We start from the raw sequence: 23,270 nt of genomic DNA on the forward strand, positions 1-23,270 counted from the left end.
TCCTTTCTACGCTTAACAGAGTCAACTGGTCGGCCGGCTGAAAAAGCCGGTCGGCCGGGGCAGCCTCAGCTGATTAGCGCGCGGCGGCGGCCAGGTGGCACTGCTCACCGGCCCCGGTGTACTTTCGCCGGGTCTTTTTCACCCTACCATCTCCCCCCATGTTGCCAGATTTTCTTGGCGAGTTTCGGCCGCAGCTCGAACAATACAAGCTCGATTACCTGAAGCTGGTGGCCACGCCGCTCGGAGCGGGCGCGCCCACGGCTCTCACCCAAAGCAAGCTGCTGGGCCAGCCTTATTTGCCAGTGGGCACGCCCTACCCCCACGATGAGCTGGGCCAGCCCATGATTTTGCTGGCGCAGCTCAACTTTGCTGAGGCCCCCGCGCTACCACCCTACCCCACGGCGGGCATTTTGCAGCTGTTTGTGTCGCCCACCCAATGGTATGACATGGACGACTACAGCGTGCTGTTTCACCCCGATACCAGCGCCGAGGCCCAGACCGACTTCAATTTCCTGCCCCCCGACCTCTACGCCGACTCTCCAATTAGCGCGGAGCATACGCTCAGCTTCAGCCTGGCCACTGAATACGGAGGAGCCGAGGACTGCCGCTTTCAACCAGATTTTGGGGGCAAAGACTACTACGAATACCTGAAAACCTTACCCAAGGAACAGGAGGAAGCGCTAGACCGCTGCTGCTATAATGTAGGACACAAAGTAGGCGGCTACGCCTACTTTACGCAGGGCGACCCCCGCGATGCAACCACCTCGCGGGCCAACGATGTGCAGCTGCTACAGCTTGATTCGGACGACGAAATCATGTTTGGCGACAGCGGCCTGGCGCACCTCTTTATCAACCCAACCGCGCTGCAAGAGCGGCGGTTTGACCAGGCTTACTTTTACTGGGACTGCTGCTAGCCGCCCAACTACATACTAATGAAATACTTACTAACCCTGCTTTGTTGCGGGGGCCTGCTGCCCGCCCGGGCGCAACAGCCACAATTCACGGTGCACAACCTGCGGCTTCCCAAGGAGCTGGCCTACTACGACAACCAGTTTTCGGGCCTCGCTACCAGCGCCGACAAGCTGTTTCTGCTGTCGGAGAGCCGGCTTCAGGACAAGGCCGAGGCCAAGCTCTACACCGTGCGCCTCGCCGACCTCGGCCGCCAGCTTGCCGATACCACCTACGTGCTGCCCTACCAACCGCTGCCCATCACGGGCCTGCCCGCGCTGCGCGCCCGCATGGCCGCCGCCGGGCAGCGCTATGAAGGCCTGGAGGCCATGCTGCTGGTGCAGGACGTGCTGTACCTGTCCGTCGAAACCGACACCCCCTCGCCCACCTGCTACCTGCTTAAGGGCCAGCTGCGCGCCGACGCCGTGGTGCTCGACACCACCTTTCTGCTGCCCCTGGCCAAGCCCCTGGCGGCCGATGGCAGCCACATCTACAACGCCGGCTTCGAGGCGCTGGCCGAGGCAAATAAGCACGTGCTGGCCTTTTTTGAATACAACAGCTTCCCGGGCCAGAACTACGTTTTTGACTTAGCCGCCAGCCACTTATCCAGCGCCAGCGCGCCCGGCAAGCTGCCGTTGGCGCGGCTACCCTTCCGCATCACCGATATCACGGCGGTGGGCCCGGGCCGCTACACAGCCCTCAACTACTTTTTCAAGGGTGAGGGCGGCGATGCCATTTACCGCCTGCCTGCCAGCGACTTGCCCAACGCGAAGCTCATCCTGGACCAGGGCGGCTACAAAAATTACTCCCGCCTGCTTACTATCGAGCTCAAAGACAATAAGTTGACCTGGCAGTCGCTGTGGGAATTTCCCGAAAAATACCGGGGCTATAACTGGGAGGGTATCGCCGCTTACCAGGGTGGCTATTTCGTCATCAACGACAAGTACACGCCCAGCCGGCCGTACCAAACGACCCTGCTGTATTTGCAGCTTAAGGGGCCCCGCTAATGGTCAGCTACTTGGCCTTTTAGCCTGGGCCATAAGCGGGTCGGACCATTTTCCCTCGGGGCACTACGTAAAAAACCCCGCCTGGCAGTCGCCAGGCGGGGTTTTGTGCAAAAGAAGCAATGCGCAGGCTAGTTCCAGCCGCCGCCCAGGGCCCGGTACATGCTTACCGTGGCGTTGAGCTGCTTCATCTTGTTTTCGGTAAGGTCGAAGCGGGCGTTCAGCGCGTCGCGCTGCGTGAAGAGCACCTCGGTGTAGTCGGCCCGTACCGATTTGAAGAGGCTGTTGGAGATGCGGATGGACAGGCTCAGGGCCCGCACTTCCAGCGCTTTGGCCTCGTAGCTTTTCTCCAGGTTGTCGATGTTGGCAACCTGGTTGGCTACTTCGAGGTAAGCGTTCAGCACCGTTTTCTCGTAGTTGTACACCGCTTGCAGCTGGAAGGCATTGGCCGTGGAATACAGGGCCTTGATGCCGTTGCGGTTGATGAGTGGGGCCGACAAATCGCCGGCTATCGAGTAGAGCAGCGCCCCCGGCGTGGTAAACAGCAGGCCGGGCTTGAACGCCCCCACCCCCACCCCGCCCGAAATGCCCAGCGACGGGTAGAAGTTGGCGCGGGCCACCAGCACGTCGAGCTTGGCAGCTACCAGCTGCTGCTCGGCCTGCCGGATGTCGGGCCGGTTGCTGAGCAGCTGCGCGGGCACGCCGGCCTGCATCAGCTTGGGCACCAGGCCGTTGAACTCGGCATCGTTGCGGGCGATGGGCTGCGGAAAGCGGCCCAGCAGGAAATTGATGCGGTTTTCAGTTTCGACAATGCGCTGCCGGATGCCGTACTGCTGGCTAGTGGTATTCTGAATCTGGGCCTCGAAGCGCTTCACGGCCAGCTCGGTTACCCGGGCGGCTTCCTTCTCCTGGCGCACTACTTTCAAGGCATTAGCCTGAATCTCAATATTTTGCTGCAAGATGGCCAGCTGATTATCCAAAGCCAGCAGCTCGTAGTACGAGGTAGCAATTTCGGAAATCAGGTTGGTTACCATGAAGTTCCGGCCCTCTACCGAGGCCAGGTAGCGCGTGGCGGCCGACTTGCGGGCGTTGCGCAGCTTGTGCCAGATATCGACCTCCCAGCTCGCGTAGGCCCCCAGCTGGAGGTTGCCCAGCGGGTCGGGCGTGCGGCGGTCGGGCTGAATGTTTATCTGGTCCTCCGTGGCCCCCTGGATGGTGTAGCGGCTCACGCGGTCGAGGGCCGCCTGGGCGCCCAGGCTCACCGAGGGCAGATACTCACCCTTGCGGGCCTGAATCTCGTTGCGGGCTATCTGCAGCTCCTGCTGCGTGATGTTCAGCTCCTGGTTGCGCTGCAAAGCGCTGTCAATCAGCGCCTTCAGGTTGGGGTCGGTGAAAAACTCCTGCCACCGCACCTTGGCGGTGCTGAGGGTATCCTGGGGGCTGCCCGCGTAGGTGGTGGGCACGCTCCGGTTCACGTTGCGGCCCACCAGCTGGGGCAGTTTGCAGCCCGCCACGGCCAGCGCCAGGCAGGCGGCGCTCAGGCTCTGATAAATGCGTTGCTTAAGCATAGGGCTCCATTTCTTTGAGCTCCACGCGGGGCTCCACTCCTTCACTTATGGGGTATTCGTTTTCGTCCTGAATCAGCTTGTGGCCCTCGGCCAGGCTGCCGAACACGTAGTACAGGCCCGGGATGATAATTACCCCGAACACGGTGCCGAACAGCATGCCGCCCAGCGCCGCCGTGCCAATGGTGCGGTTGCCGATGGCGCCCGCGCCGGTGGCCAGCACCAGCGGAATCAGGCCCGCGATAAAGGCAAACGAGGTCATCAGGATGGGGCGGAAACGGGCTTTGGCACCCGCAATGGCCGCATCGCGCACCGACATGCCTTTCTCGTGCTCCTGCACCGCAAACTCCACAATCAGCACCGCGTTTTTACCCAGCAGGCCCACCAGCATCACCAGCCCCACCTGGGCGTAGATGTCGTTGGCCAGGCCCAGCATTTTGAGCAGCAGGAACGAGCCGAAAATACCCGCCGGCAGCGACAGCACCACCGCAAACGGCAGCAGGAAGCTTTCGTACTGGGCCGCGAGCACGAAGTACACGAAGGCCAGCACCACCAGGAAAATCACCACGGCCTCGTTGCCACGGCCCACCTCATCTTTCGAGAGGCCGCCCCAGTCGATGTCGTAGCCGCGGGGCAGGGTTTTGGCCGCTACTTCCTGCACGGCCTTCAGGGCCTCGCCGCTGCTGAAGCCTTCGGCAGCGCCGCCCCGGATGGAGGCGGTGGTGTACATGTTGTAGCGGTTAATCTCGTTGGGGCCCTGCGACTTCACAATTTTCATGAAAGCTGAGAACGGTACCATCTCGCCCTTGTCGTTCTTGGCCCACATGTTGAGAATGTCTTCCGGCAGGCGGCGGTACTCGGGCGAGGCCTGCACGTACACCTTAAAGAAGCGCTGGTACTTGATGAAACCCAGCTCGTAGGTACTGCCCACCATAATGGAGAGCGTGTTCATGGCATTGCCGATGGTGATGCCCTTCTGCATGGCCAGGTCGTTGTCAATCTTGAGCTCGTACTGCGGATAATCAGCCGAGAAGAAGGTGAACAGACCGGCCAGCTCCTTGCGCTTGCGCAGGGCGGCCATAAACTCCTCGTTCACTTTTTCCAGCGCCTTGTAGTCGCCGGTGCCGGTTTTGTCCAGCAGCTGCAGCTGGAAGCCGCCCGCCGCGCCGTAGCCCGGCACTGCCGGGGGCTCGAAGAACTCGACGGTCGCGCCGGGAATTTCCCGGGCCTTTACCTCCAGCGCGGCGATGATTTTGGCCACCGACTGGTTTTTGCGCTCGTCCCAGGGCTTGAGGTCAATCAGGCAGGTGCCGGCGTTGGAGCCGCGGCCTTCGGTGAGCACTTCGTAGCCGGCCAGGGTCGAGATGTTCTCGATGCCGGGCACGTCCTTGGCCAGGGCCGACAGGCGCTGGGCAATGGCGTTGGTGCGCTCCAGCGTCGAGCCGGGCGGCGTCTGAATGATGGCGTAAATCAGGCCCTGGTCCTCGCTCGGAATAAAGCCCGACGGCAGCTTTTGCGAGATGCCAAAAATGCCCAGCCCGAAGGCCAGCAGCATGGCAAACGTCACCAGCCGGCGGTCGATGATGCGCTCCAGAATGTTGGTGTAGTGCCCCGTCAGCTTCTCAAACCCGCGGTTGAAGGCGTCGAAAAAGCGCTGAATGGGCGTCTTTTTCTTGGCGTGGCCGTGGTTGTTTTTCAATATCATGGCGCACAGCACCGGGGTCAGTGTGAGCGCTACCAAGCCCGAAATCACGATGGCCGTGGCCATGGTAATGGAGAACTGGCGATAGAAAATACCCACCGGCCCGCTCATAAAGGCCACCGGAATAAACACGGCCGTCATCAGGATGGTGATGGCGATAATGGCCCCGCTGATTTCGCCCAGCACCTTGCGCACCGCGTTGTAGGGCGAAAGGTGCTCCTCCTCCATCTTGGCGTGCACGGCCTCCACCACCACAATGGCGTCGTCGACCACAATACCGATGGAGAGCACCAGCGCAAAAAGCGTTATCATGTTGATGGTGAGCCCGAAGAGCTGCATCGCCATGAACGAGCCCACCAGCGACACCGGCACCGCCAGCGCCGGAATGAGCGTCGAGCGCCAGTCGCCCAGGAAGATGAATACCACCAGCGCCACCAGAATAAAGGCGTCGCGCAGGGTGTCGATTACGTTTTCGATGGAAGCGTCGAGGAAGTTCGACACGTCGTAGCTGATTTTGTAGTCCATGCCGGGCGGGAAGGACGTTTTCTTCATCACTTCCAGCTTGGCCTTCACTTCCTTAATCACGTCCTTGGCATTGCTGCCATAGGTCTGCTTCAGCACGATAGCCGCCGAGGGGTCGCCGTTGAGGTTGGAGTAGATGTCGTAGAACTCGCTGCCCAGCTCCACGTTGGCCACGTCCTTGAGGCGTAGTATCTCGCCGTTGGGGTTGGCTTTGAGAATCACGTTCTTATACTGCTCCACGTCGTTGAAGCGGCCCTGATACGTGAGCACGTATTCGAGCGCTTCGGCCCGCTGCCCGTCCGAGCGGCCAATGCGGCCCGGCGAGCCAATCACGCTCTGCTCGTCCAAGGACTTCATCACGTCGTCCACCGAGATGCTGTAGGCGCGCATGCGGTCGGGCTTTAGCCAGATGCGCATGGCGTACTGCCGGCTACCCAGGATGGTGGCCCGCCCAATGCCGCCGATGCGCTGCAGCTCGGGCAGCAGGTTCACGCCGGCAAAGTTGAACAGGTACTTCATGTCGGTGTGCTTGTCCTTGCTATACAAGTTCACGTACATCAGCATGTTAGGCACCACGCGGTTCACGATAATGCCCTCGCGCTGCACCAGCACCGGCAGGCGGTTCACCACCTGCGCAATGCGGGTGTTCACGTTTACCACCGCCTGGTCGGGGTCGGTACCCAGGTTAAATACAATCTGAATGTTGGCTTCGCCAGCGCTCACGGCGTCGGAGGTCATGTACTTCATGCCCGGCACGCCGTTCACGGCCTGCTCCAGCGGGATGAGCACCGATTCGGTGAGCACCTTGGCGCTGGCGCCGGGGTAGGCGCAGCTCACCATCACCATGGGCGGCGATATCTCGGGGAACTGCGAGGTAGGTAAGGTCTTGATAGCCAGCATCCCCATAAAGAGGATAACCACCGAGATAACGATGGCGAACACTGGCCGACGAATGAATTTACTAAACATACGTTTTTAGCTGTTAGCTATTGTTCTGAGAAAAAACCGTTAGCCAGCACCTGTCTGCTCCCAGCCTGTCAAAAGGCTAACGGCTAGCAGCTAGTGGCTAATAGCTAAAAGAATCTATTCAGAATACACTTTCAGGCCCCGGAACACCTTTTTGGGCGCTTCGTAGGTGAAGCTGATTTTATCGCCGTCCTTCACCTTGCGCAGGCCTTCGAGCAGGATTTTGTCGCTGCTGGTTATACCGTCCTTCACCACGTAGAGGTCGGGCATCTCCGACGCAATATTGATTTCGCGCTGGTGCACGATGTTCTTAGCGTCAACCACATACACGTAGCGCTTCTCCAAAATTTCGAACGTGGCCTTCTGCGGAATGAGCAGCGCGTGCTTGAGCGGCACGGTCATGAGCACGCTGCCGGTTTCGCCGTTGCGCAGCAGCCCGTCGGGGTTTGGGAAGGTGGCCCGGAAGGCGATGTTGCCAGTTTCGTTGTTGAAATCGGCCTCAATGGTTTTTATCACGCCGGGGTATTTAAACTCCTCGTTGTTAGCCATTCGCAGCCGCACATTCACGATGTTATCGGCCTTGGCCTGCTCCTTGTAGGCCAGGTACTCGGCCTCGGGCACGTTGAAGTACACCCACATTTTGCTGTTATCAGAGAGCGTGGTGAGCAGGTCGCCCTCGTTCACCACGCTGCCCAGCCGGCCCTGGAAGTGGTCCATGATGCCGCTAAACGGCGCGTTGATGGACGTGAACTGCAAGTGCGTGCGGGCCAGCGACACATCGGCCCGGGCCTTGTTGAGCTTGGCCCGTGACAGAGCTAACTCGTTCTTCGACACGATGTTACTATCGGCCAGGCTCTTGGTGTTCTTGTATTCGATGTCCACGTAGTTGGCCTCGGCCTGCGACTTCTGCAAGTCGGCCTGGTACACCAGCGGGGTAATCTGAAACATGGGCTGGCCCTTGGTAACAGCCTGGCCCTCATCGACAAATATCTTTTGCAAATAGCCTTTTTCCAGGGCCCGCAGCTCGATGTGCTGGTAGGCGTGAATCTGGGCCACGTACTCTTTGGTGATGGTGGTGTCGGTAGCCAGCGGGCTGGTAGTCAGCAACTTGATTTGCTCTTCCTTTTCCTCTTTTTTCTCCGCGCAGCTGGCGAAGCAGGTTACGGCACCCAAGCTCAGGAACAGAAATATCCTTCTCATAAAAGCAGTAAAAACCATGGTAAGCGAATTGGTACTTCCGAAAAAATAGCCGGTTGAAAAACGGATTAAATACTGATTACCAGCCTTCCCGGTGCATGGGAGGCCGGCAGCAAGAAACTTACCCGTTTTAGAAAAATTAATTGGTGGCCAGGCAAATTGACCGCCGTGGCTGCCAAAATCTAATTTCCATCGCTCGGATGGAGTAGCCTAAATAGATGTTTTTACATGCTTCGCAATCAGCTTTTCTGGCGGCTTAAGACACTGAAAACCAGCAATAACGCCGGAATTAATCAAAATCTGGGAGAGCTAAACCGTGGGAATGGGCCGCTGCTGAATAGGGAGCGTTGGCCTGCTGGATGATACAAAACAAGCTGGCCTACATTAAAATAACATGAATTATGAAGAAGCCGCCGCTGAATTATGAAGAAATCTCCGCTGAGTAGCCGCCGACTTTTTTGAGTACGCGACCAATAAGTCAACTGCTTGTTAATCTTATAGTTAATACTAATTAGTAGTGAGCCAGTTTCGAGTAATAGCCGAATTAATTGTACACAATCAAACCTTACGCAACTGAATGCCGTTTACTAGTCGAACGCCATGGATATCACCCCCACCCCCACCGCCCCGAACGACTTGCTCAAGCTGGAAAACCAGCTTTGCTTTCCGTTCTATGCCGTGTCGCGGCAGCTCACCAAGGCCTACCAGCCCTACTTGCTGGCGCTGGGCCTCACCTACCCGCAGTACCTCGTATTTCTGTTATTATGGGAGCATGAGCAGCTGACGGTGAAAGACTTGGGCGAGAAACTGCTACTGGACTCGGGTACGCTTACGCCCCTGCTCAAGCGCATGGAGCAAAAGCAGTGGCTGAGCCGCCGCCGCGACCCGCGCGACGAGCGCTCGGTTATCATTGGCCTGCTGCCGGCGGGGCGGGCTCTTGAAGCCCAGGCCAGCCACATTCCGGCCGCCATGCTAGCCCGGGTGCACCTCACCCTGCCCGAGCTGGCCGCCCTGCGCACCCAACTTACCCACATGCTTACCCACCTGGCGTAGCCGGGTATTTTTACTAACTACATGAAAATCACCAAAGTATTTACCGCCCAGGCCAAGGCCATCGGTGGCCGCGACGGCCACGTTACCTCCGCCGACAACGTGCTCGACCTCACCCTGAGCACGCCCAAGGAGATGGGCGGCCCCGGCAAAGCCGGCGCCACCAACCCCGAGCAGCTCTTCGCCGCCGGCTACGCCGCCTGCTTTGAGGGTGCGCTGGGCGTGGCGGCCCGTCAGGCCAAGGTGAAGCTGGAGAACGTATCGGTAGAGGCGTTCATCGGCTTCGGCCAGGCCGAGGACGGCGGCTACGGCATATCGGCCGACCTGCACGTGAACTTGCCCGGCTTTGAGCAGGCCCAGGCCGAGGCTTTGGTAGAAGCCGCCCACGGCATCTGCCCCTACTCGCGCGCTACCAGAGGCAACATTGAGGTGAACCTCACTACCACGACCAACGCCTAGGCAGTGCCCGGACTTAGGTCCGGGCACTTCTTCTTTATTGCCCGCCTGTAAAACGGAGGCGCATTCCGTTTCGGCGTGCGAGCGGCGACGAAGTACCACTCCGTTTTGCATTTTCTTATTCCTATGAAAACCAACACCATTCTGCTGGCCAGCCGGCCCCAAGGCGTGCCCACGGCGGCGCAGTTCCGCTTCGAAACCCGCGAGGTGCCCGAGCCCGCCGCTAGCCAAGTGCTACTCAAAACGCTGTACGTGTCGGTTGACCCCTACATGCGTGGTCGCATGAGCGCGGCCAAGTCGTACGTGGCCCCGTTTGAGGTGGGCGAGCCCCTTGCGGGCGGCGTGGTGGCCGAGGTGGTAACCAGCCACAGCGACGCGCTGCCGGTGGGTAGTGTGGTGGTAGGCAACCTGCCCTGGCAGGAATTCAGCGTGGCCGATGCCAACACCCTCAACCGCGTGCCCACCGACAAGGCCCCAGCCAGCTTCTTCCTGGGCTTGCTAGGGATGCCCGGCCTCACGGCTTACTTCGGGCTGCTCGACATTTGCCAGCCCCAGGCCGGCGAAACCGTAGTAGTATCGGGTGCGGCTGGCGCGGTGGGCCTCCTTGTGGGCCAGCTGGCCAAAATCAAAGGCTGCCGCGTAGTAGGCACCGCCGGCTCCGATGAGAAGGTGGCGCACCTCAAGGCGCTGGGCTTCGACGAGGCCATCAACTACAAAACCACGCCCGACATTGCCCAGGCGCTGGCCGCCGCCGCGCCCAACGGCGTAGACTGCTACTTCGACAACGTGGGCGGGGCCATCACCGATGCCGTGTATGACCTGCTCAACAAGCACGCCCGCATCGCGCTTTGCGGGCAGATTTCGACCTACAACGCCACCGAAACCCCCACCGGCCCGCGCCCCGAGGGCAAGCTGCTCAAAACCAGCACCAAGCTGCAGGGCTTCATCGTGAGCGACTACCTCAGCCGCTGGCCCGAGGGCGTGCAGCAGCTCACCGAGTGGTACGCCGCCGGCCAGCTCAAGGGCGAGGAAACCATTACCGATGGCTTCGAGAATATCCCGGCCGCGTTCCTGGGCTTATTCTCGGGCGAGAATACGGGCAAAGCTGTGGTGAAGGTGGCCTAAGGCCCGGCCGGGCCAGCCAGCGCCAGCAAACCGGACTCTGGCACCCACATTTATCTTTTTACTACCCCTATCCCTTCTACTGTATGGATTCTGCAACCAACAACATCATTGCCGTTGCCGCCGAGTGGCGCGCCCTGCCCGGCCAAGAGGAAGCCGTGCGCCAGCTTATGATAGAGGCCGCCGCCGCCGTGCGCCAGCACGAGCCCGGCAACCTGCTCTACGTAGGCCACCAAGACCCCGCCGACCCCGCGCATTTTCTCTTCTACGAGCAGTATGCCGACCAGGCCGCCCTGGAGGCCCACCGCGACTCGGCGCATTACCAGGAGCTGGTAGTGGGCAAACTAGTGCCCCTGCTGGCCGAGCGCACGGTTACGTTTTATACGCTGCTGGGCTAACGCGACGAACTGTACAACGGAGTGGCACTCCGTTTCCGGGCGCGCCGGATTTTAACGCGCCGAAACGGAGTGCCACTCCGTTTTACTACCACCCTCACCTTATTAGCAGAAGATTATGAAAATTGCCATGATTTTGACCTCGCACGACGAGTTGGGCACCACGGGCAAGAAGACCGGCTTCTGGCTGGAAGAATTTGCCGGCCCCTACTACGTGTTTCAGGATGCCGGCGTGGAGCTGACCCTGGCCTCGCCCAAGGGTGGCCAGCCGCCCCTCGACCCCGCCAGCGACGTGCCCAGCGCCCAAACCGCCGCTACCGAGCGCTTTAAGAAGGACCCCGCTGCCCAGCAGGCCCTGGCCCACACCGTAACCCTCGACACAATTAAGGCCGCCGACTTCGACGCCGTCTTCTACCCCGGCGGCCACGGCCCCCTCTGGGATTTGGCCGAGGATAAGCAGTCCATCAGCCTCCTCGAAACGGCCTACGCCGCCGGCAAGCCGGTAGCCGTAGTGTGCCACGCCCCCGGCGTGCTGCGCCACGTGAAGGCCCCCAACGGCGACCCGCTGGTGAAAGGCAAGCCCGTAACCGGCTTCACCAACACCGAGGAAGAGGCCGTGCAACTCACCAACGTAGTGCCCTTCCTGGTGGAGGACATGCTGAAGGAGAACGGTGGCACCTACTCGAAAGGCGCCGACTGGCAGCCCTACGTGGTAACCGCCGGCAACCTCATCACGGGCCAAAACCCCGCCTCGTCGGAGCCCGCCGCCCAGGAAATGCTGAAGCAATTGAGCAAGTAGCTTGCGGCGTAGCTCGCAAAAATGAACCGCCCCGGTAGCCCTTCTTTTGGGGGCCGCCGGGGCGGTTCGTTTTTAAGCCATTTTACAGCATGAAGCCAGATTAGCCACGCCTACCCGCCGTGGCCCTGCACCAGCCGCGCCACGTAGAAAGCGGCGGCGGCGGCGGCGGCCCCGGTGGCGGCCATTTTAATGGCTCCCAGCACGGGGGCCTGGCCCGTCATCCGGCTTTTGAAGAAGCCAAATACCAGCAGGCACACCAGCGTAATGGCCCCCGACCACAGCAGCCCCTCGTGCGGCGTGGCCGTGAGGAAGTAGGCGCTGAGCGGAATGAGGCCGCCCACGGCGTAGGCTCCGGCAATGGTGAAGGCGCTTTTGAAGGCCTGCTTAGGGTCGGGCTCTTCGAGGCCCAGCTCGTACTTCATCATGAATTTGACCCACTGCTCGGGGTCGCGCACCAGCTCGGCGGTGGCCTGGGTGGCGGTAGCTTCGGAGAGGCCCATTTCCATGAGCAGCTCCTGCACCTCGCGGCGCTCGGTGTCGGGCACGGTGCGCACTTCCTCGTGCTCGCGGGCCAGTTCCGAGCTGTAGTGGTCTACCTCGGTGCGGCCGGCCAGGTAGCCGCCCAGGCCCATGGCAATGGAACCGGCCACCACTTCGGCCAGCCCCGCTGTAATCACGAGGCTTGACGACTGCACCGCCCCGCTCAGGCCCGCCGCCAGGGCAAACGGCACCGTGAGGCCATCGGACAAGCCAATGACGATGTCTTGCAGCATGGCCGAGCTGGTAAGGTGCTTCTCGCCGGGTGCTTCTACTATGGGAGTCATAAAATTCAGCTAATCAAGGCATTACGAAAGATAAATCGAAGCTTACCACGTTGGCCGTGAGGCCGGTAGTCTGGCGGTAGTAGCCGTAGCGCAGGTCGAGCGACTTGAACTTGGTGACACCGTGGCCAAGTGGTATTTTGAAGCGGCCCAGCCCGTAGAGCGGCGCGTAGCGCAGGCCCAGGCCCGCCTTGTGGGCCGAAAAGGCCGAGAGGTCGTAGTCGGAGGTGTAAAACTCGTTCGTAACCGAGTGGGCCAGGTAGGGCGCAAAGTAATCGGCCGAAGTTTGGGTGTGGTAGCGGTAAAACGGATAGAGCGTGAAAAACGGGCTCACTTTCACCGGCACTTCCAGCTCCAGGGTGTGCGCCCGGATGCCGAAGTTGTCGTTATAAAAGCGGTAGAAGCCGCGTAGCTGCACCAGGTCGGTGGCGTAGTAGGTGAGGCGCAGGCTGGCCGGATACTTATAGCGCAGGCGGGGCAGCACCTCAGCCAGGGCCGTGCCCAGGGCACCGGGCGTGCCCAGCTCGGGGCTGCTATCGAAAAAATACACCCGTTGAAACGGCGTGCTCAGCAGCCCACGCTGCGCCACCGGCTCGATGCTCACGGAGGCTTGCAGGCGCTTGCTCAGCACCTGCGCATACACCACGGAGAGCGTGAAGCTCTGGCGGTTGTCGGAGCCGTACTTCTTGTTTTTGGTGCCGCCCACCCGCAGCTCGGCGGGCGTGATGAGGGTAATTTTATCAATAAATGCCTGGCCGCTCACGCTCAGTTGGCGGTTGCCATCGCGCGAGGTGCGCGCCCACGAGCCCACGAGGTTAAACGACAGGTAATCATACTCTTTTGATACGCCCAGGCCCGCGCCCACCGTGGTAAGCTTGTCGGCCAGCACGTGCGCCAGGCCAAAATCGGCGTGGTAGCGCACGTCGGCCGATGAGGGCGACGACATTACCTGGTCAATCTTGTCCGACGAGGCCGAGGCGTAGTAGTCGATGCCCACGTTGGCGGCCAGGCGGGTGGTGGAGTCGAGCGGCACGTTGAGCAGGATAGTGGGCGCCACATCGGTCAGGTGCTGGCTGCCAATGCCACCCTCCACGGCCGAGTGGTCGCCGTTTTGCTGGTAGTAGCTGCCCAGGATGTCGAGCTCCGTTTCGCCGTAGCTGCCGGGCCGGGGCAGCGGCGAGGCGTTGGGCACAATGCCCGAGCCATCGAGCCGGTTGGGCGTGGGCGTGGCCTGCGCCAGGGCGGCGAGTGGGGCCGCAAAGGCCAGGCCGGCGAGTAGGATTTTTTTCACGAAGGAGTTCAGTTAATTTTTCCGCATTGTCATTGCGAGCGCAACGCAGTGGAGCGCGGCAATCCTTCCTGCACGCATAGGTTACTAAAGCAGTGAGACAGACGACCAGGAAAGATTGTCGCGCTCCACTGCGTTGCGCTCGCAATGACAATTACTTAATCACCTTTAATTGCAGCCGCAGCCACCGCCTACTTTACCGCCGTTGGCCCCGCCGGCACCTTCGCGGTAGCTCTCGAAGTTGACTTCCGAGGTTTCTATCTTCTTGGTAGCCAGCTTCATATCTTCATCATTGAGATAGGCTTTTTGGTAGGCAGCCACCGACACGCAGCCGGGCAGCGCAGCCGCGCCAGCCAGCGCCAGGCCCAGCAGCGCCGGGCGGAAACACAGGGGGAGATTCATCATTTTGCAGGGTTGGGGGCCGGAGCCGCGGCGGCACTGTGGTAGGCGTTCATCTGCATTCCTCTGGAAACCAGAATTTTGCCGTCGTCGGTAATCAACGTGGCGTCTACGCCCTTGAGGCGGTTTATGAGGGCCAGGCCCGCCACGGGGCCGAGCACAAACACGGCATCGTCGAGGGCATCGGCCAGCTCCACATCGGGGCAAATAATGGTGACCGAGCGCAGGCCCGTGGCCGGGTAGCCGGTGTGCGGGTTGATGATGTGGCCGTAGTACTTACCGGCCACCGTAAAATACTGCTCGTAATTGCCAGCCGTTACCACGGCTAAGTCGCTCACCGTGAGCCAGGAAGATACGGTGTGCGGCCGGGCCGGGTCGCCGATGGCAATGCGCCAGCCGCTGCCATCGGGCTGCTTGCCCCAGCAGTACACGTCGCCCGAGCCGTTGATGAGGCCGCCCGCGATGCCCATTTGTTTCATTATTTCGGTAGCGCGCCGCACGCCGTAGCCTTGCAGGACGCCCGCCAGGTTCAGGCGCATGCCTTTTTCGGGCAGGTAAACGGCGCGCGTGGCCGCATCGAGCCGCACCTTTTGCCAGCCAATGCGGCGCACCGAGTTGCGCACCGTAGCCGAGTCGGGCAGGCTGGCATGGGCCTGTTTATCAAACTGATATATCTTGTCGCCGCTGGCAAACGTGATGTCGAAGGCCCCGCCGCTGAGCTGCGATATCTTGAGGGTGCGCTGGATAAGGTCAAACACCTCCTGGTCCACCACCACTGGCCGGATGCCAGCCAGCCGGTTGATTTTGACCACCTGCGAGGTCGAATCCCAGTAGGAAAAAAGGTGGTCGATGCGCTGGGTTTCGCGCAGGCCGGCACGCAGGGCGCGCCATGCCAGCGAGTCGTCGCTGGATACAGCCGTAAACGTGAAGTGCGAGCCCATGAGGTGCGCCTCGCGGGTGTAGGCGCGGGCGCGCACCGGGGCCAGGGGTTGGGCTAACACGCCCAACCCGCTCATTACCAGCGCAATGATACTACTGGCTACCCAGGCTCCTCCCCTCTTGCTCATGGTGGGCGCGTAATTAATCAGCTGCAAACAGGCTTATTTCTTAGCCAGCAATTGCGTAAGGTAGGCGTCGTAGGCAGTGGCCCCGCCGGAGCGGTAACCGGTGCGCGCCAAGATTTTACCCTCGGGTGAGAGCAGCACCACGGCCGGAAATGAGCCCTCCTTGTTAAGCTGCGCAGCCGCATCCTCGCTGAGCTTGGTTTGGGCCGGGTCGAGGCGGTTTTTTTTGTTGCGTGGAAAGTCGAAGCGGGCCAGCACAAACCTATCCTGGGCATAGCTGGCAAACTCGGGCTGGTCGAATACCTCCTGCTTGAGCAGCATGCAGGGCTTGCACCAGTCGGAGCCGGAGAACACGGCCAATACCGGCCGCTGGCTGGCTTTGGCCTGCGCCAGAGCGGCGGGCAACGAGCTGGTCCAGGCCAGGCCGGATGCAGACGGGCTGGTTTGCGCAACGGCCGAGGCCGAAGCGAATAAGCTGATTGTGAGCGCGTTTAGCAATAGGGCACGCATAGCAGAAGAAAGAAGGCCAAAGAAGAAAATAGTAAAAAGTCCGGGCGTTACGCGGCAGGAAGACCCGTACAAATACGCTGCCGGGTTGGTGACAGCAAAACGGAAACCGCTCTGTAATAGCTTGGCCGGGGTCTTAAGATTGACTTAAAACTCATTGGTAAGCAATTGCTCACGACTAAATAAGTACTGTTACGCGGATGGCACGGGGCAGGGCCCCGCGCCATCCGCCCATCCGCAAACCGGAATTAGTCGCCGCCTTCGCCTTTGCGCAGCTCGGCATCCAGAAAATAAGCGCCCTTGCGCACCAACTGGGTGGTGTCGGGCAAGGGGTCGAGCACGGTCACGGCCACATCGCCGTGCTGGGGCGGCGCGGCGCGCACCCGCACCCGCCGAAACACGGTGCGGCCCGAATCCTGGCCCACGCGCCGGAAAATATAGCTCAGCTCACCGGCCTGAATGAGGGCCGCCTCGGGCAGGGTGCGCACCCGTGCGCCGGCCGTTTGGATGCGGGCGGCCACAAACTGGCCGGGCAGCAAGTCGCGCCGCTCGGGCTCCAGGTGGGCGTGCACGCGCACGGTGCGGGCGTTATCGTCGAAGGCCTTGCCCACCAGGAATACGCGGGCGGTGAGCTCCTCGTCGCGGTTGGCATTCTGAATTTTGAAAAGGATTTTCTGGCCGACTTTCACCTGGGCCACGTCCTTCTCAAACACCTTGAGCTCCAGGTGCAGGTCGTCGCGGTTGAGCACCTCCACCAGCACGTCCTGGGGGCCCACGTACTGGCCGGGGTTGATGTTGACGACCTTCACGTAGCCCGAGATGGGCGAGGTAAGCGGCACGCTGGTAACTAGTTGCCCGGTAGCATCGAGGTGGGCCACTGAGATACCGAGTAGCCGCAACTGGGCGGCGGTGGCGCGCAGCATAGCCTGCTCGGTGGCGTAGTCGGCGCGGGCCATCTGCAGCTTGCGCTTGGCCCCCACATCCTCCACGTCGAGGATGCGCTGGCGCTCCAGGTCTTCGGCCAGGAAGCGTACTTTGGCCTTGCTCTGAAGGTAGTTCTGCTGCAAGGTGAGGTACTCGGGCGAGCGCAGCGTGGCCACTGGCGCGCCGGCCGCCACGTGCTCGCCGGGCAGCACCAGCACGGTTTGCACGTAGCCGCCCTGCACGGCCGTGATGGACACCCGGTTTTGGGGCGGCACCTCCACCGAGCCGTTGGCCTGCACTTCGGTGGTCATGTTCTGGCGCTCGAAGCTGCCGAAGGTGATGCCGGCGGCTTTTTCCTGGGCGGGGCTCACGGACAGCTGGTTGGGGTTGGCGGGGGCGGCCGGGGCGGCGGCTTTGCCGTCGGCGGGGGCATCTTTTTGGGCGGCATCGCCGCCTTTCGAGCCGCAGGCCGTGAGCAGCGCCAGGGTGCCCGCGAGGGCGTATAAGTTGAGGTTGAAAGACATTAGTAAGGAAGGTCGAATCGAAAAGAAATACGGGCTCACACTAGCGATGAGCTCCCGAGGTAAGCCAGCTACTTGGCAGTGCCCTGCGGAATATCCGTACCCGTGAGCGCCTGCAAGCTCACTACCAGGTCGTTATACCGCTGGGCCTGGTCGAGGTAGTTGGACTGGATTTGCCAGGCGGGGTCGGTGTTCACCACGTAGGTCACGTAGTCGATGTCACCGGCCCGGAAGCTTTTTTCGGCCGTATCAAGAATGAGCCGGGCCTGGGGCAGGGCCGTGCGCTGGTAATAATCGAGCGACGCCTGCGCCCGGCGCAGCTGGCGGCGCAGGGTGCTGAGCTGGGTACTGAGCTGGCTGGTGGCGTAGGCCAGCTGGCCGGCCGCCGCCTGCTCGCCCAAGCGGGCGGCGGCCACCCGCGCCCGCCCGGCCCCGCCCAGCAGCGGAATCGCCAGGCCCAACTGCCCCACCCGCAGCGCCCTATACTCGGGCCGGAGGGTTTGCTGGAAGTAACCGGCGCGCACGTCGGGCAGCCGGCGTAATTGCTCGACCCGCGTTTGGAGCTGGCTCACGGCAATTTGCTGGCGCAGCAGGCCCAGCGTGGGGTTGCTCTCGGGCGAGAGGGCGGCCGTGTCGGCGGCCGTGAGCGGGGCCACCAGCGCGCCGGTAGTGTCGATGGCGGCCAGGCCGGGGCTGCCCAGCAGCTGGCCCAACTGCTCGCGCTGCACCTCCAGGTCGGAAAGCGTGGTGAGCAGGCGGTTTTGCACTTCCAGCAGCCGGGCCTGGGCGGCTACCTGCTCCAGGCGGTTGGTTTCGCCCACTTTGTAGCGAATGAGGGCGGCGTGGGCGGCGCGGCGGTACAGGCTGTCCTGGCGGCGCAGCAGCGCCACCCGGCGGTAGCTCACCAGCAGGCCGTAGTAGTTGCTGCGGATGGCCTGCACTAGGCTGCGCCGGCTCACGGCGGCCTGCCGCTCGGCCGTAGCACCCTGGCCCTGAAGCAGTTTGCGCTGCGCGCTGTACACCCCCGGCAAAGCGGCCTGCTGAATAATGTTGAACGTGCGGTCGTTCAGGTTGCTCGATATCTGGCCGAGCTGAAAATCGACCACCGTGCGCGGCAGCTCCACGCCCGTGCGAATAAGCGCCTGCTGCTGCTGCGTTTGCAGGCCGGCGTTGCGCAGCGACTGGTTTTGGGTGCCGGCCGTTTGCAGGGCCTGACCCAGGTTTACGGGCGCGCCAGCCGTGGAGCCGAGCGTGTTCTGGGCCAGCGCCGGGCGGGCGATGCCGCCCAGCAGAATTAGCAGCAACACGGCCGTGGCTACGGCGGTGGGCAGCTTGGCCGGGGTTTGGCTCGGTTGGCCAGCGCCTACGGTGGGCTCAGCCGGCGGGTTTTGGCCGGGCGCTTCGCCCTTTTCGGCGGCGTGCTTGGCATCGTCGGCGGCTTGGGCGGCCTCTTTGGGGTTGGGTTCGCCGTCTTTAGTGAACAGCATGTAGAGCACCGGCAGCACCACCAGCGTTAGCAGCGTGGCCGATATCAGCCCGCCAATCACCACCGTAGCCAGCGGCTTCTGCACCTCGGCCCCGGCCGACGTACTCAGGGCCATCGGCAGAAAGCCCAGCGAGGCCACGCTGGCCGTGAGGATAACCGGCCGAAACCGCTCCTCCGTAGCGCGCAGCACGCGGTCGCGCACCGACTTCACGCCCTCGGCGGCCAGCTCGTTGAGGCTGGCCAGCAGCACAATACCGTTGAGCACGGCCACGCCAAACAAAGCGATGAAACCCACCCCCGCCGAAATACTGAACGGCATGCCGCGCAGCCACAGCGCCATAATGCCGCCGATGGTAGCCAGCGGCACGCCCGTAAAAATGAGCAGCGCCTGCTTCACCGACCGAAACGAGAGGTAGAGCAGCAGAAAAATCAGCAGCAGCGATACCGGCACGGCTACCTTGAGGCGCTCGATGGCGTGGTTCAAATTCTCAAACTGCCCGCCGTACACGATGGTGTAGCCGGGCGGCAGCTTGAGGCCCTTAGCAAGCTTACCCTGAATTTCCTGCACCAGGCTCTGCACGTCGCGCCCGCGCACGTTGATGCCGATGTTGATGCGGCGACGGGCATCGTCGCGCGAAATCTGGATGGGCGCGTTCTTATACGCTACGGTGGCTACCTCGTCGAGCGGGATTTTCTGGCCGCTGGGCGTGTCCACGTACAGGTTTTGCAGGTTGGTGAGGCCGGCGCGGTGCACGCTGTCGAGGCGCATCACCAGGTCGTAGCGGCGCTCGCCTTCGTACACCTGCCCGGCCACGTTGCCGGCGAAGGAAGTGCGCAGTATCATATTCAAGTCGCTCACCTTCAGGCCGTACTGGGCCAGCTTCTGGCGGTTGTAGGTGACGCGCATCTGCGGCAGGGCCGCGATTTGCTCCACTTTCAGGTCGCCCACCCCGGCCAGGGGGCGAATGAGCGCGGCGGCATCGTTGGCTTTCTCGTAGAGCACGGCCAGGTCATCGCCGTAAATCTTGATGCTTACGTCCGATTTCACGCCCGAAATCAGCTCATTAAAACGCATCTGGATGGGCTGCTGAAACTCCATGCTCACCCCCGGAATACCGGCCAGCGCGTCCTGCATCTTGTTGGCCAGCTCCTCGCGGGTATCAGCCGAAGTCCATTCGCTGTGGTCTTTGAGAATCACCATCTCGTCGCTGTCTTCCAGCGACATCGGGTCGGTGGGGATTTCGGAAGTACCGCTCTTGCCCACAATCTGCTCGATTTCGGGAAACTTGGCTTTCAGAATCTGCTGAATGCGCAGGTTGGTGGCCACGGTCTGGCTCAAGGAAGAGCCGGGTGCGAGCGTCACGTTCAGGGCAATATCGCCCTCGTCGAGCTGCGGAATAAACTCGCCGCCCATCTTCGAAAAGATAAAGCCCGCCAGCACCAGCAGCGCCACCGCCGCGCCCACCACGATAACGCGCGCATTGAGCGCCGCCCGGATAATGGGGTCGTAGCCGCGGTGCAAAAACTTCATGATGCGGTAGGCAATCGTACCTTCCTCCTTAATATCCTTTTTCAAGGCCCAGGCCGTAGCGGCCGGCACAAACGTAAGGCACATGAGCATAGCCCCAATTATGGCGAAGCTCACCGTAAGGGCCATGGGCCGGAACATCTTGCCCTCGATGCCAGTCAGCGACAGAATGGGCAGGTACACGATGAGGATGATGAGCTGCCCAAACAAGGCCGATGACATGAGGCGCGTGGCGGCGCTCTCGGTCATGTCGTCCATGGTTTCGTGGGCGGCCTTGTCGCGCTGGTGCACGATGTGGAAAATGACGGCCTCCACGATAATCACGGCCCCGTCCACAATCAGCCCGAAATCCAACGCCCCCAGGCTCATCAAGTTAGCCGATACGCCGAATACACTCATCATGCCCAGCGCAAACAGCATGCACAGCGGTATCATGAGGGCCACTACCACGGCGGCGCGCCAGTTGCCGAGCAGCAGCAGCAGCACGGCCAGCACAATCACGCCGCCCTCGATGAGGTTGTGCTCCACGGTGGCAATGGCCTTGTCGATGAGCTTGGTACGGTCCAGAAACGGGGTGATAACCAGGCCCTTAGGCATCGTTTTCTGAATCTCGGCCACCCGCGCCTTTACGTTCTTAATGGTTTGCTCCGAGCTGGCGCCTTTCAGCATCAGCACCACCGCGCCCACGGTTTCGCCCTCGCCGTTGCGGGTCATGGCCCCGTAGCGCACGGCGTGGCCCATGCGCAGGGTGGCCACGTCGCGCACCAGCAGCGGCGCGCCGGCGGCGGCCTGCTTGATAACGGTGGCCCCCAGGTCGTCGAGCGAATTGGCCCGGCCCTCGCCCCGGATGAAGTAGGCATTGGGCCCGCGCTCGATATAAGCGCCGCCGGTGTTGGCGTTGTTATCCTGCAAAGCAGCGTACAACTCGCTCATGGTCACGCCGTTGGAGGCCAGCCGGGCGGGGTCCACGCTCACCTCGTACTGGCGCAGGTAGCCGCCGAAGCTACTCACGTCTACCACGCCGGCCACGCCGGCCAGGCGGCGCTTCACTATCCAGTCCTGCACGTCGCGCAGCTTGGCCAGCGAAAACTGCTTTTCGTAGCCCGGCAGCACCCGAATGCTGTACTGGTATATCTCGCCCAGGCCCGTGGTAATGGGGGCCATGGTGGGCACGCCGGCCCCGGCGGCGAGGTCGGCCTCGGCGGTTTTGAGCTTTTCGGCTACCAGCTGGCGGGTCTGGTAGGTGGTCATTTCGTCGGGGAAAACGACGGTAATCACCGACAGCCCAAAGCGCGAAATGGAGCGGATTTCCGTCACGCCGGGCACCGTGCGCAGCTGGAGCTCCAGCGGAATAGTAATGAGCTGTTCCACCTCCTGGGCGGCCAGCGCATCGCTCTGCGTGATGACCTGCACCTGGTTGTTGGTGACGTCGGGGATGGCATCGAGCGGAATATTGGCCGCCGAGTAGCCACCCCAGGCAATGAGGGCCAGCAGCAGCAGGGCCACCATCAGCTTGTTGCGGACGCTGGCCGCAATTATTTTTTCCAGCATAAAGATGAGGAGATGCGGCACCCGGCAGGCCAAACCTGTCAGGCTTATAAACCCTTGTCAGCAAGAGCATTACCCGCGATGATTTCTAGTAATTAACCAACTCGGCCGGCGCGGTAATCGCTCACTTATTGGGCCGCCTTGCGTGGGCAGCGGGGCCATCCAGGCCGGCGGCGCAACGGCGCGCACTACCCCCGGGGGCTGCGCAGCACTAGGCTCGGGGCGGCTGCAACAGGGCCGGGGCAGCGCCATCCTGATAGCGCGGCTGGCCGGCCGGCCGGTAGGCAGGGTTGGCTACGCTGCGCCGCTGTGGCAGCAGGCGCACACCCACGGGCAGCAGCAGAAACGCCACGTGCGCGCTGCATGCGTGCTGCCCGTGCAGGGGCAAACCCTGGTGGTCTTGCTGGTGCCGGGGCGAAAACGTGCACCCAAAGTGCACGGGCGTACCCGAGCCATAGTGCTCGGCCATAAACTGGCCCACCGACAAGCCGCCGCCCGCCACCGAATGGTGGAAGCGGTAGTGTTCCAGCAGCTGGGGCAGCTTGCTCAACTCCGCCAGGTCGTTCTGCGGAATGAGGCTGCCCACCAGCATCAGGCAGGCCAGAAAAAAGGAAACCACCGATTTCATACGTGCTTTCTCAACGCCCGGGGGGGGTGAAGGTTTCTCAAGGAGTAGGGCAATGGGCAAATTTAAGGGCAATTTAAGATTGCAGCCTAGTTGTGGCGAGCCAAAACATTTGCCCGCCGCTACGTATTCTTGGCGCATCATGCGTCTACTTCCCCTCTTTCCGCTCAACCTGGTGGCATTCCCCGGTGAACACCTGAATCTGCACATCTTCGAGCCCCGCTACCGGCAATTGGTGCGCGACTGCTTCACGGAGGGCCTCCCCTTCGGCATCACGCCTTTTCTCGACAATGCCGTGCAGGAGCTGGGCACCGAGATGCGCCTGCTGAGCGTGGAGAAAACCCACTCGGGCGGCGAAATGGACATTCGCACCGAGGCCATCGGCATTTTTCGGGTGCAGCAGTTCTACCGCCAGGCCCCCGACAAGCTCTACGCCGCCGGCCAGGTAGAAGCCGTGGTGCAGGACGAGGAGCCCGACCTGCTGCTGCGCGACATCATTGCCGGGCAGGTGCGCCAGCTCTACGAGGCGCTGGGCCTGCGCAAGCTGCTGCTGCAGCTGGAGCCGGACTTTAAAATATTCGACGTGGCCCACCACATCGGCCTCAGCACCGAGCAAGAATACCAGCTGCTGGGCACCACCGCCGAGGTCGAGCGCCAGGAAATGGTGCGCGAGCACCTGGAGCGCCTGCTGCCCGCCGTGCTCGAAGCCGAGCGCCTCAAGGAGCGCGTGCGCCTGAACGGGCACTTCAAAAACCTGCAGCCGCCGCAGTTTTAGCGGTTATTCTGAAATAGCTAAAGGCTGTGACCGGAATTATCAACCGATTTTCCGGGGA

General features: G+C 61.8%; 19 protein-coding genes. 8 read left to right on the forward strand and 11 right to left on the reverse strand.

Annotated features, from left to right (window positions below):
- Positions 1 to 158: 158 nt before the first annotated feature.
- The gene (locus QMK33_RS16060) at positions 159 to 914 is read left to right on the forward strand and encodes a YwqG family protein (RefSeq protein WP_283565633.1); all 756 of its coding nucleotides are present in this window, start codon (positions 159 to 161) and stop codon (positions 912 to 914) included.
- An 18-nt stretch (positions 915 to 932) separates the two neighbouring features.
- Complete coding sequence (locus QMK33_RS16065; protein ID WP_283565634.1) at positions 933 to 1,955, forward strand: hypothetical protein; 1,023 nt, start codon at positions 933 to 935, stop codon at positions 1,953 to 1,955.
- 128 nt (positions 1,956 to 2,083) lie between these two features.
- On the opposite strand, the gene QMK33_RS16070 is transcribed toward QMK33_RS16065, so the two are convergent.
- From QMK33_RS16070 to QMK33_RS16080, 3 genes are all read right to left on the reverse strand, one after another.
- Positions 2,084 to 3,520, reverse strand: coding sequence for a TolC family protein (locus QMK33_RS16070; RefSeq protein ID WP_283565635.1), 1,437 nt, complete (start codon positions 3,518 to 3,520; stop codon positions 2,084 to 2,086).
- Positions 3,513 to 6,710, reverse strand: coding sequence for an efflux RND transporter permease subunit (locus QMK33_RS16075; protein WP_283565636.1), 3,198 nt, complete (start codon positions 6,708 to 6,710; stop codon positions 3,513 to 3,515). The genes QMK33_RS16070 and QMK33_RS16075 overlap by 8 nt, the downstream gene beginning before the upstream one ends.
- A 114-nt stretch (positions 6,711 to 6,824) precedes the next feature.
- Positions 6,825 to 7,907 (reverse strand): efflux RND transporter periplasmic adaptor subunit, encoded by a 1,083-nt coding sequence (locus QMK33_RS16080; RefSeq protein WP_283565637.1) that lies wholly within the window; start codon positions 7,905 to 7,907, stop codon positions 6,825 to 6,827.
- Positions 7,908 to 8,504: 597 nt separating this feature from the next.
- Here QMK33_RS16080 and QMK33_RS16085 point away from each other — a divergent pair.
- The 5 genes from QMK33_RS16085 to QMK33_RS16105 all read left to right on the forward strand — a co-directional run bounded on the left by QMK33_RS16085 (position 8,505) and on the right by QMK33_RS16105 (position 11,726).
- Positions 8,505 to 8,957, forward strand: a complete 453-nt coding sequence (locus tag QMK33_RS16085) for a MarR family winged helix-turn-helix transcriptional regulator (protein WP_283565638.1) — start codon at positions 8,505 to 8,507, stop codon at positions 8,955 to 8,957.
- Positions 8,958 to 8,978: 21 nt separating this feature from the next.
- Complete coding sequence (locus QMK33_RS16090) at positions 8,979 to 9,413, forward strand: organic hydroperoxide resistance protein (protein WP_283565639.1); 435 nt, start codon at positions 8,979 to 8,981, stop codon at positions 9,411 to 9,413.
- Positions 9,414 to 9,536: 123 nt separating this feature from the next.
- A complete protein-coding gene (locus QMK33_RS16095) occupies positions 9,537 to 10,535 on the forward strand; it encodes an NADP-dependent oxidoreductase (protein ID WP_283565640.1) in 999 nt (332 codons plus the stop codon).
- Between the two features lie 83 nt (positions 10,536 to 10,618).
- Positions 10,619 to 10,930 (forward strand): putative quinol monooxygenase, encoded by a 312-nt coding sequence (locus QMK33_RS16100; protein ID WP_283565641.1) that lies wholly within the window; start codon positions 10,619 to 10,621, stop codon positions 10,928 to 10,930.
- A 115-nt stretch (positions 10,931 to 11,045) separates the two neighbouring features.
- The gene (locus QMK33_RS16105; RefSeq protein WP_283565643.1) at positions 11,046 to 11,726 is read left to right on the forward strand and encodes a type 1 glutamine amidotransferase domain-containing protein; all 681 of its coding nucleotides are present in this window, start codon (positions 11,046 to 11,048) and stop codon (positions 11,724 to 11,726) included.
- A gap of 110 nt (positions 11,727 to 11,836) precedes the next feature.
- Here QMK33_RS16105 and QMK33_RS16110 read toward each other — a convergent pair whose 3' ends face one another.
- From QMK33_RS16110 to QMK33_RS16145, 8 genes are all read right to left on the reverse strand, one after another.
- Positions 11,837 to 12,550 carry a VIT1/CCC1 transporter family protein gene (locus tag QMK33_RS16110; protein WP_283565644.1) on the reverse strand — a complete coding sequence of 238 codons (714 nt, stop codon included), beginning with the start codon at positions 12,548 to 12,550 and terminating at the stop codon, positions 11,837 to 11,839.
- Between the two features lie 13 nt (positions 12,551 to 12,563).
- A complete protein-coding gene (locus tag QMK33_RS16115) occupies positions 12,564 to 13,838 on the reverse strand; it encodes a DUF3570 domain-containing protein (protein ID WP_283565645.1) in 1,275 nt (424 codons plus the stop codon).
- Positions 13,839 to 14,003: 165 nt separating this feature from the next.
- Positions 14,004 to 14,240 carry a DUF4266 domain-containing protein gene (locus QMK33_RS16120; protein WP_283565646.1) on the reverse strand — a complete coding sequence of 79 codons (237 nt, stop codon included), beginning with the start codon at positions 14,238 to 14,240 and terminating at the stop codon, positions 14,004 to 14,006.
- On the reverse strand, positions 14,237 to 15,301 hold the full coding sequence (locus tag QMK33_RS16125; RefSeq protein WP_283565647.1) for an FAD:protein FMN transferase: 1,065 nt from the start codon (positions 15,299 to 15,301) through the stop codon (positions 14,237 to 14,239). Before QMK33_RS16125 ends, QMK33_RS16120 begins: the two co-directional genes overlap by 4 nt.
- Positions 15,302 to 15,334: 33 nt before the next feature.
- A complete protein-coding gene (locus QMK33_RS16130) occupies positions 15,335 to 15,808 on the reverse strand; it encodes a thioredoxin family protein (RefSeq protein ID WP_283565648.1) in 474 nt (157 codons plus the stop codon).
- 245 nt (positions 15,809 to 16,053) lie between these two features.
- A complete protein-coding gene (locus QMK33_RS16135; RefSeq protein ID WP_283565649.1) occupies positions 16,054 to 17,253 on the reverse strand; it encodes an efflux RND transporter periplasmic adaptor subunit in 1,200 nt (399 codons plus the stop codon).
- A gap of 68 nt (positions 17,254 to 17,321) precedes the next feature.
- A complete protein-coding gene (locus tag QMK33_RS16140; protein WP_283565650.1) occupies positions 17,322 to 21,815 on the reverse strand; it encodes a CusA/CzcA family heavy metal efflux RND transporter in 4,494 nt (1,497 codons plus the stop codon).
- Positions 21,816 to 22,023: 208 nt separating this feature from the next.
- Positions 22,024 to 22,440: a hypothetical protein gene (locus tag QMK33_RS16145; RefSeq protein WP_283565651.1), complete on the reverse strand. Its 417-nt coding sequence runs from the start codon at positions 22,438 to 22,440 to the stop codon at positions 22,024 to 22,026.
- A gap of 139 nt (positions 22,441 to 22,579) precedes the next feature.
- Between QMK33_RS16145 and QMK33_RS16150 the strand changes: the two genes are divergently transcribed.
- On the forward strand, positions 22,580 to 23,212 hold the full coding sequence (locus QMK33_RS16150) for an LON peptidase substrate-binding domain-containing protein (RefSeq protein WP_283565653.1): 633 nt from the start codon (positions 22,580 to 22,582) through the stop codon (positions 23,210 to 23,212).
- Positions 23,213 to 23,270: the final 58 nt, after the last annotated feature.

Source organism: Hymenobacter sp. H14-R3, from assembly GCF_030063445.1.
Lineage (GTDB): Bacteria > Bacteroidota > Bacteroidia > Cytophagales > Hymenobacteraceae > Hymenobacter.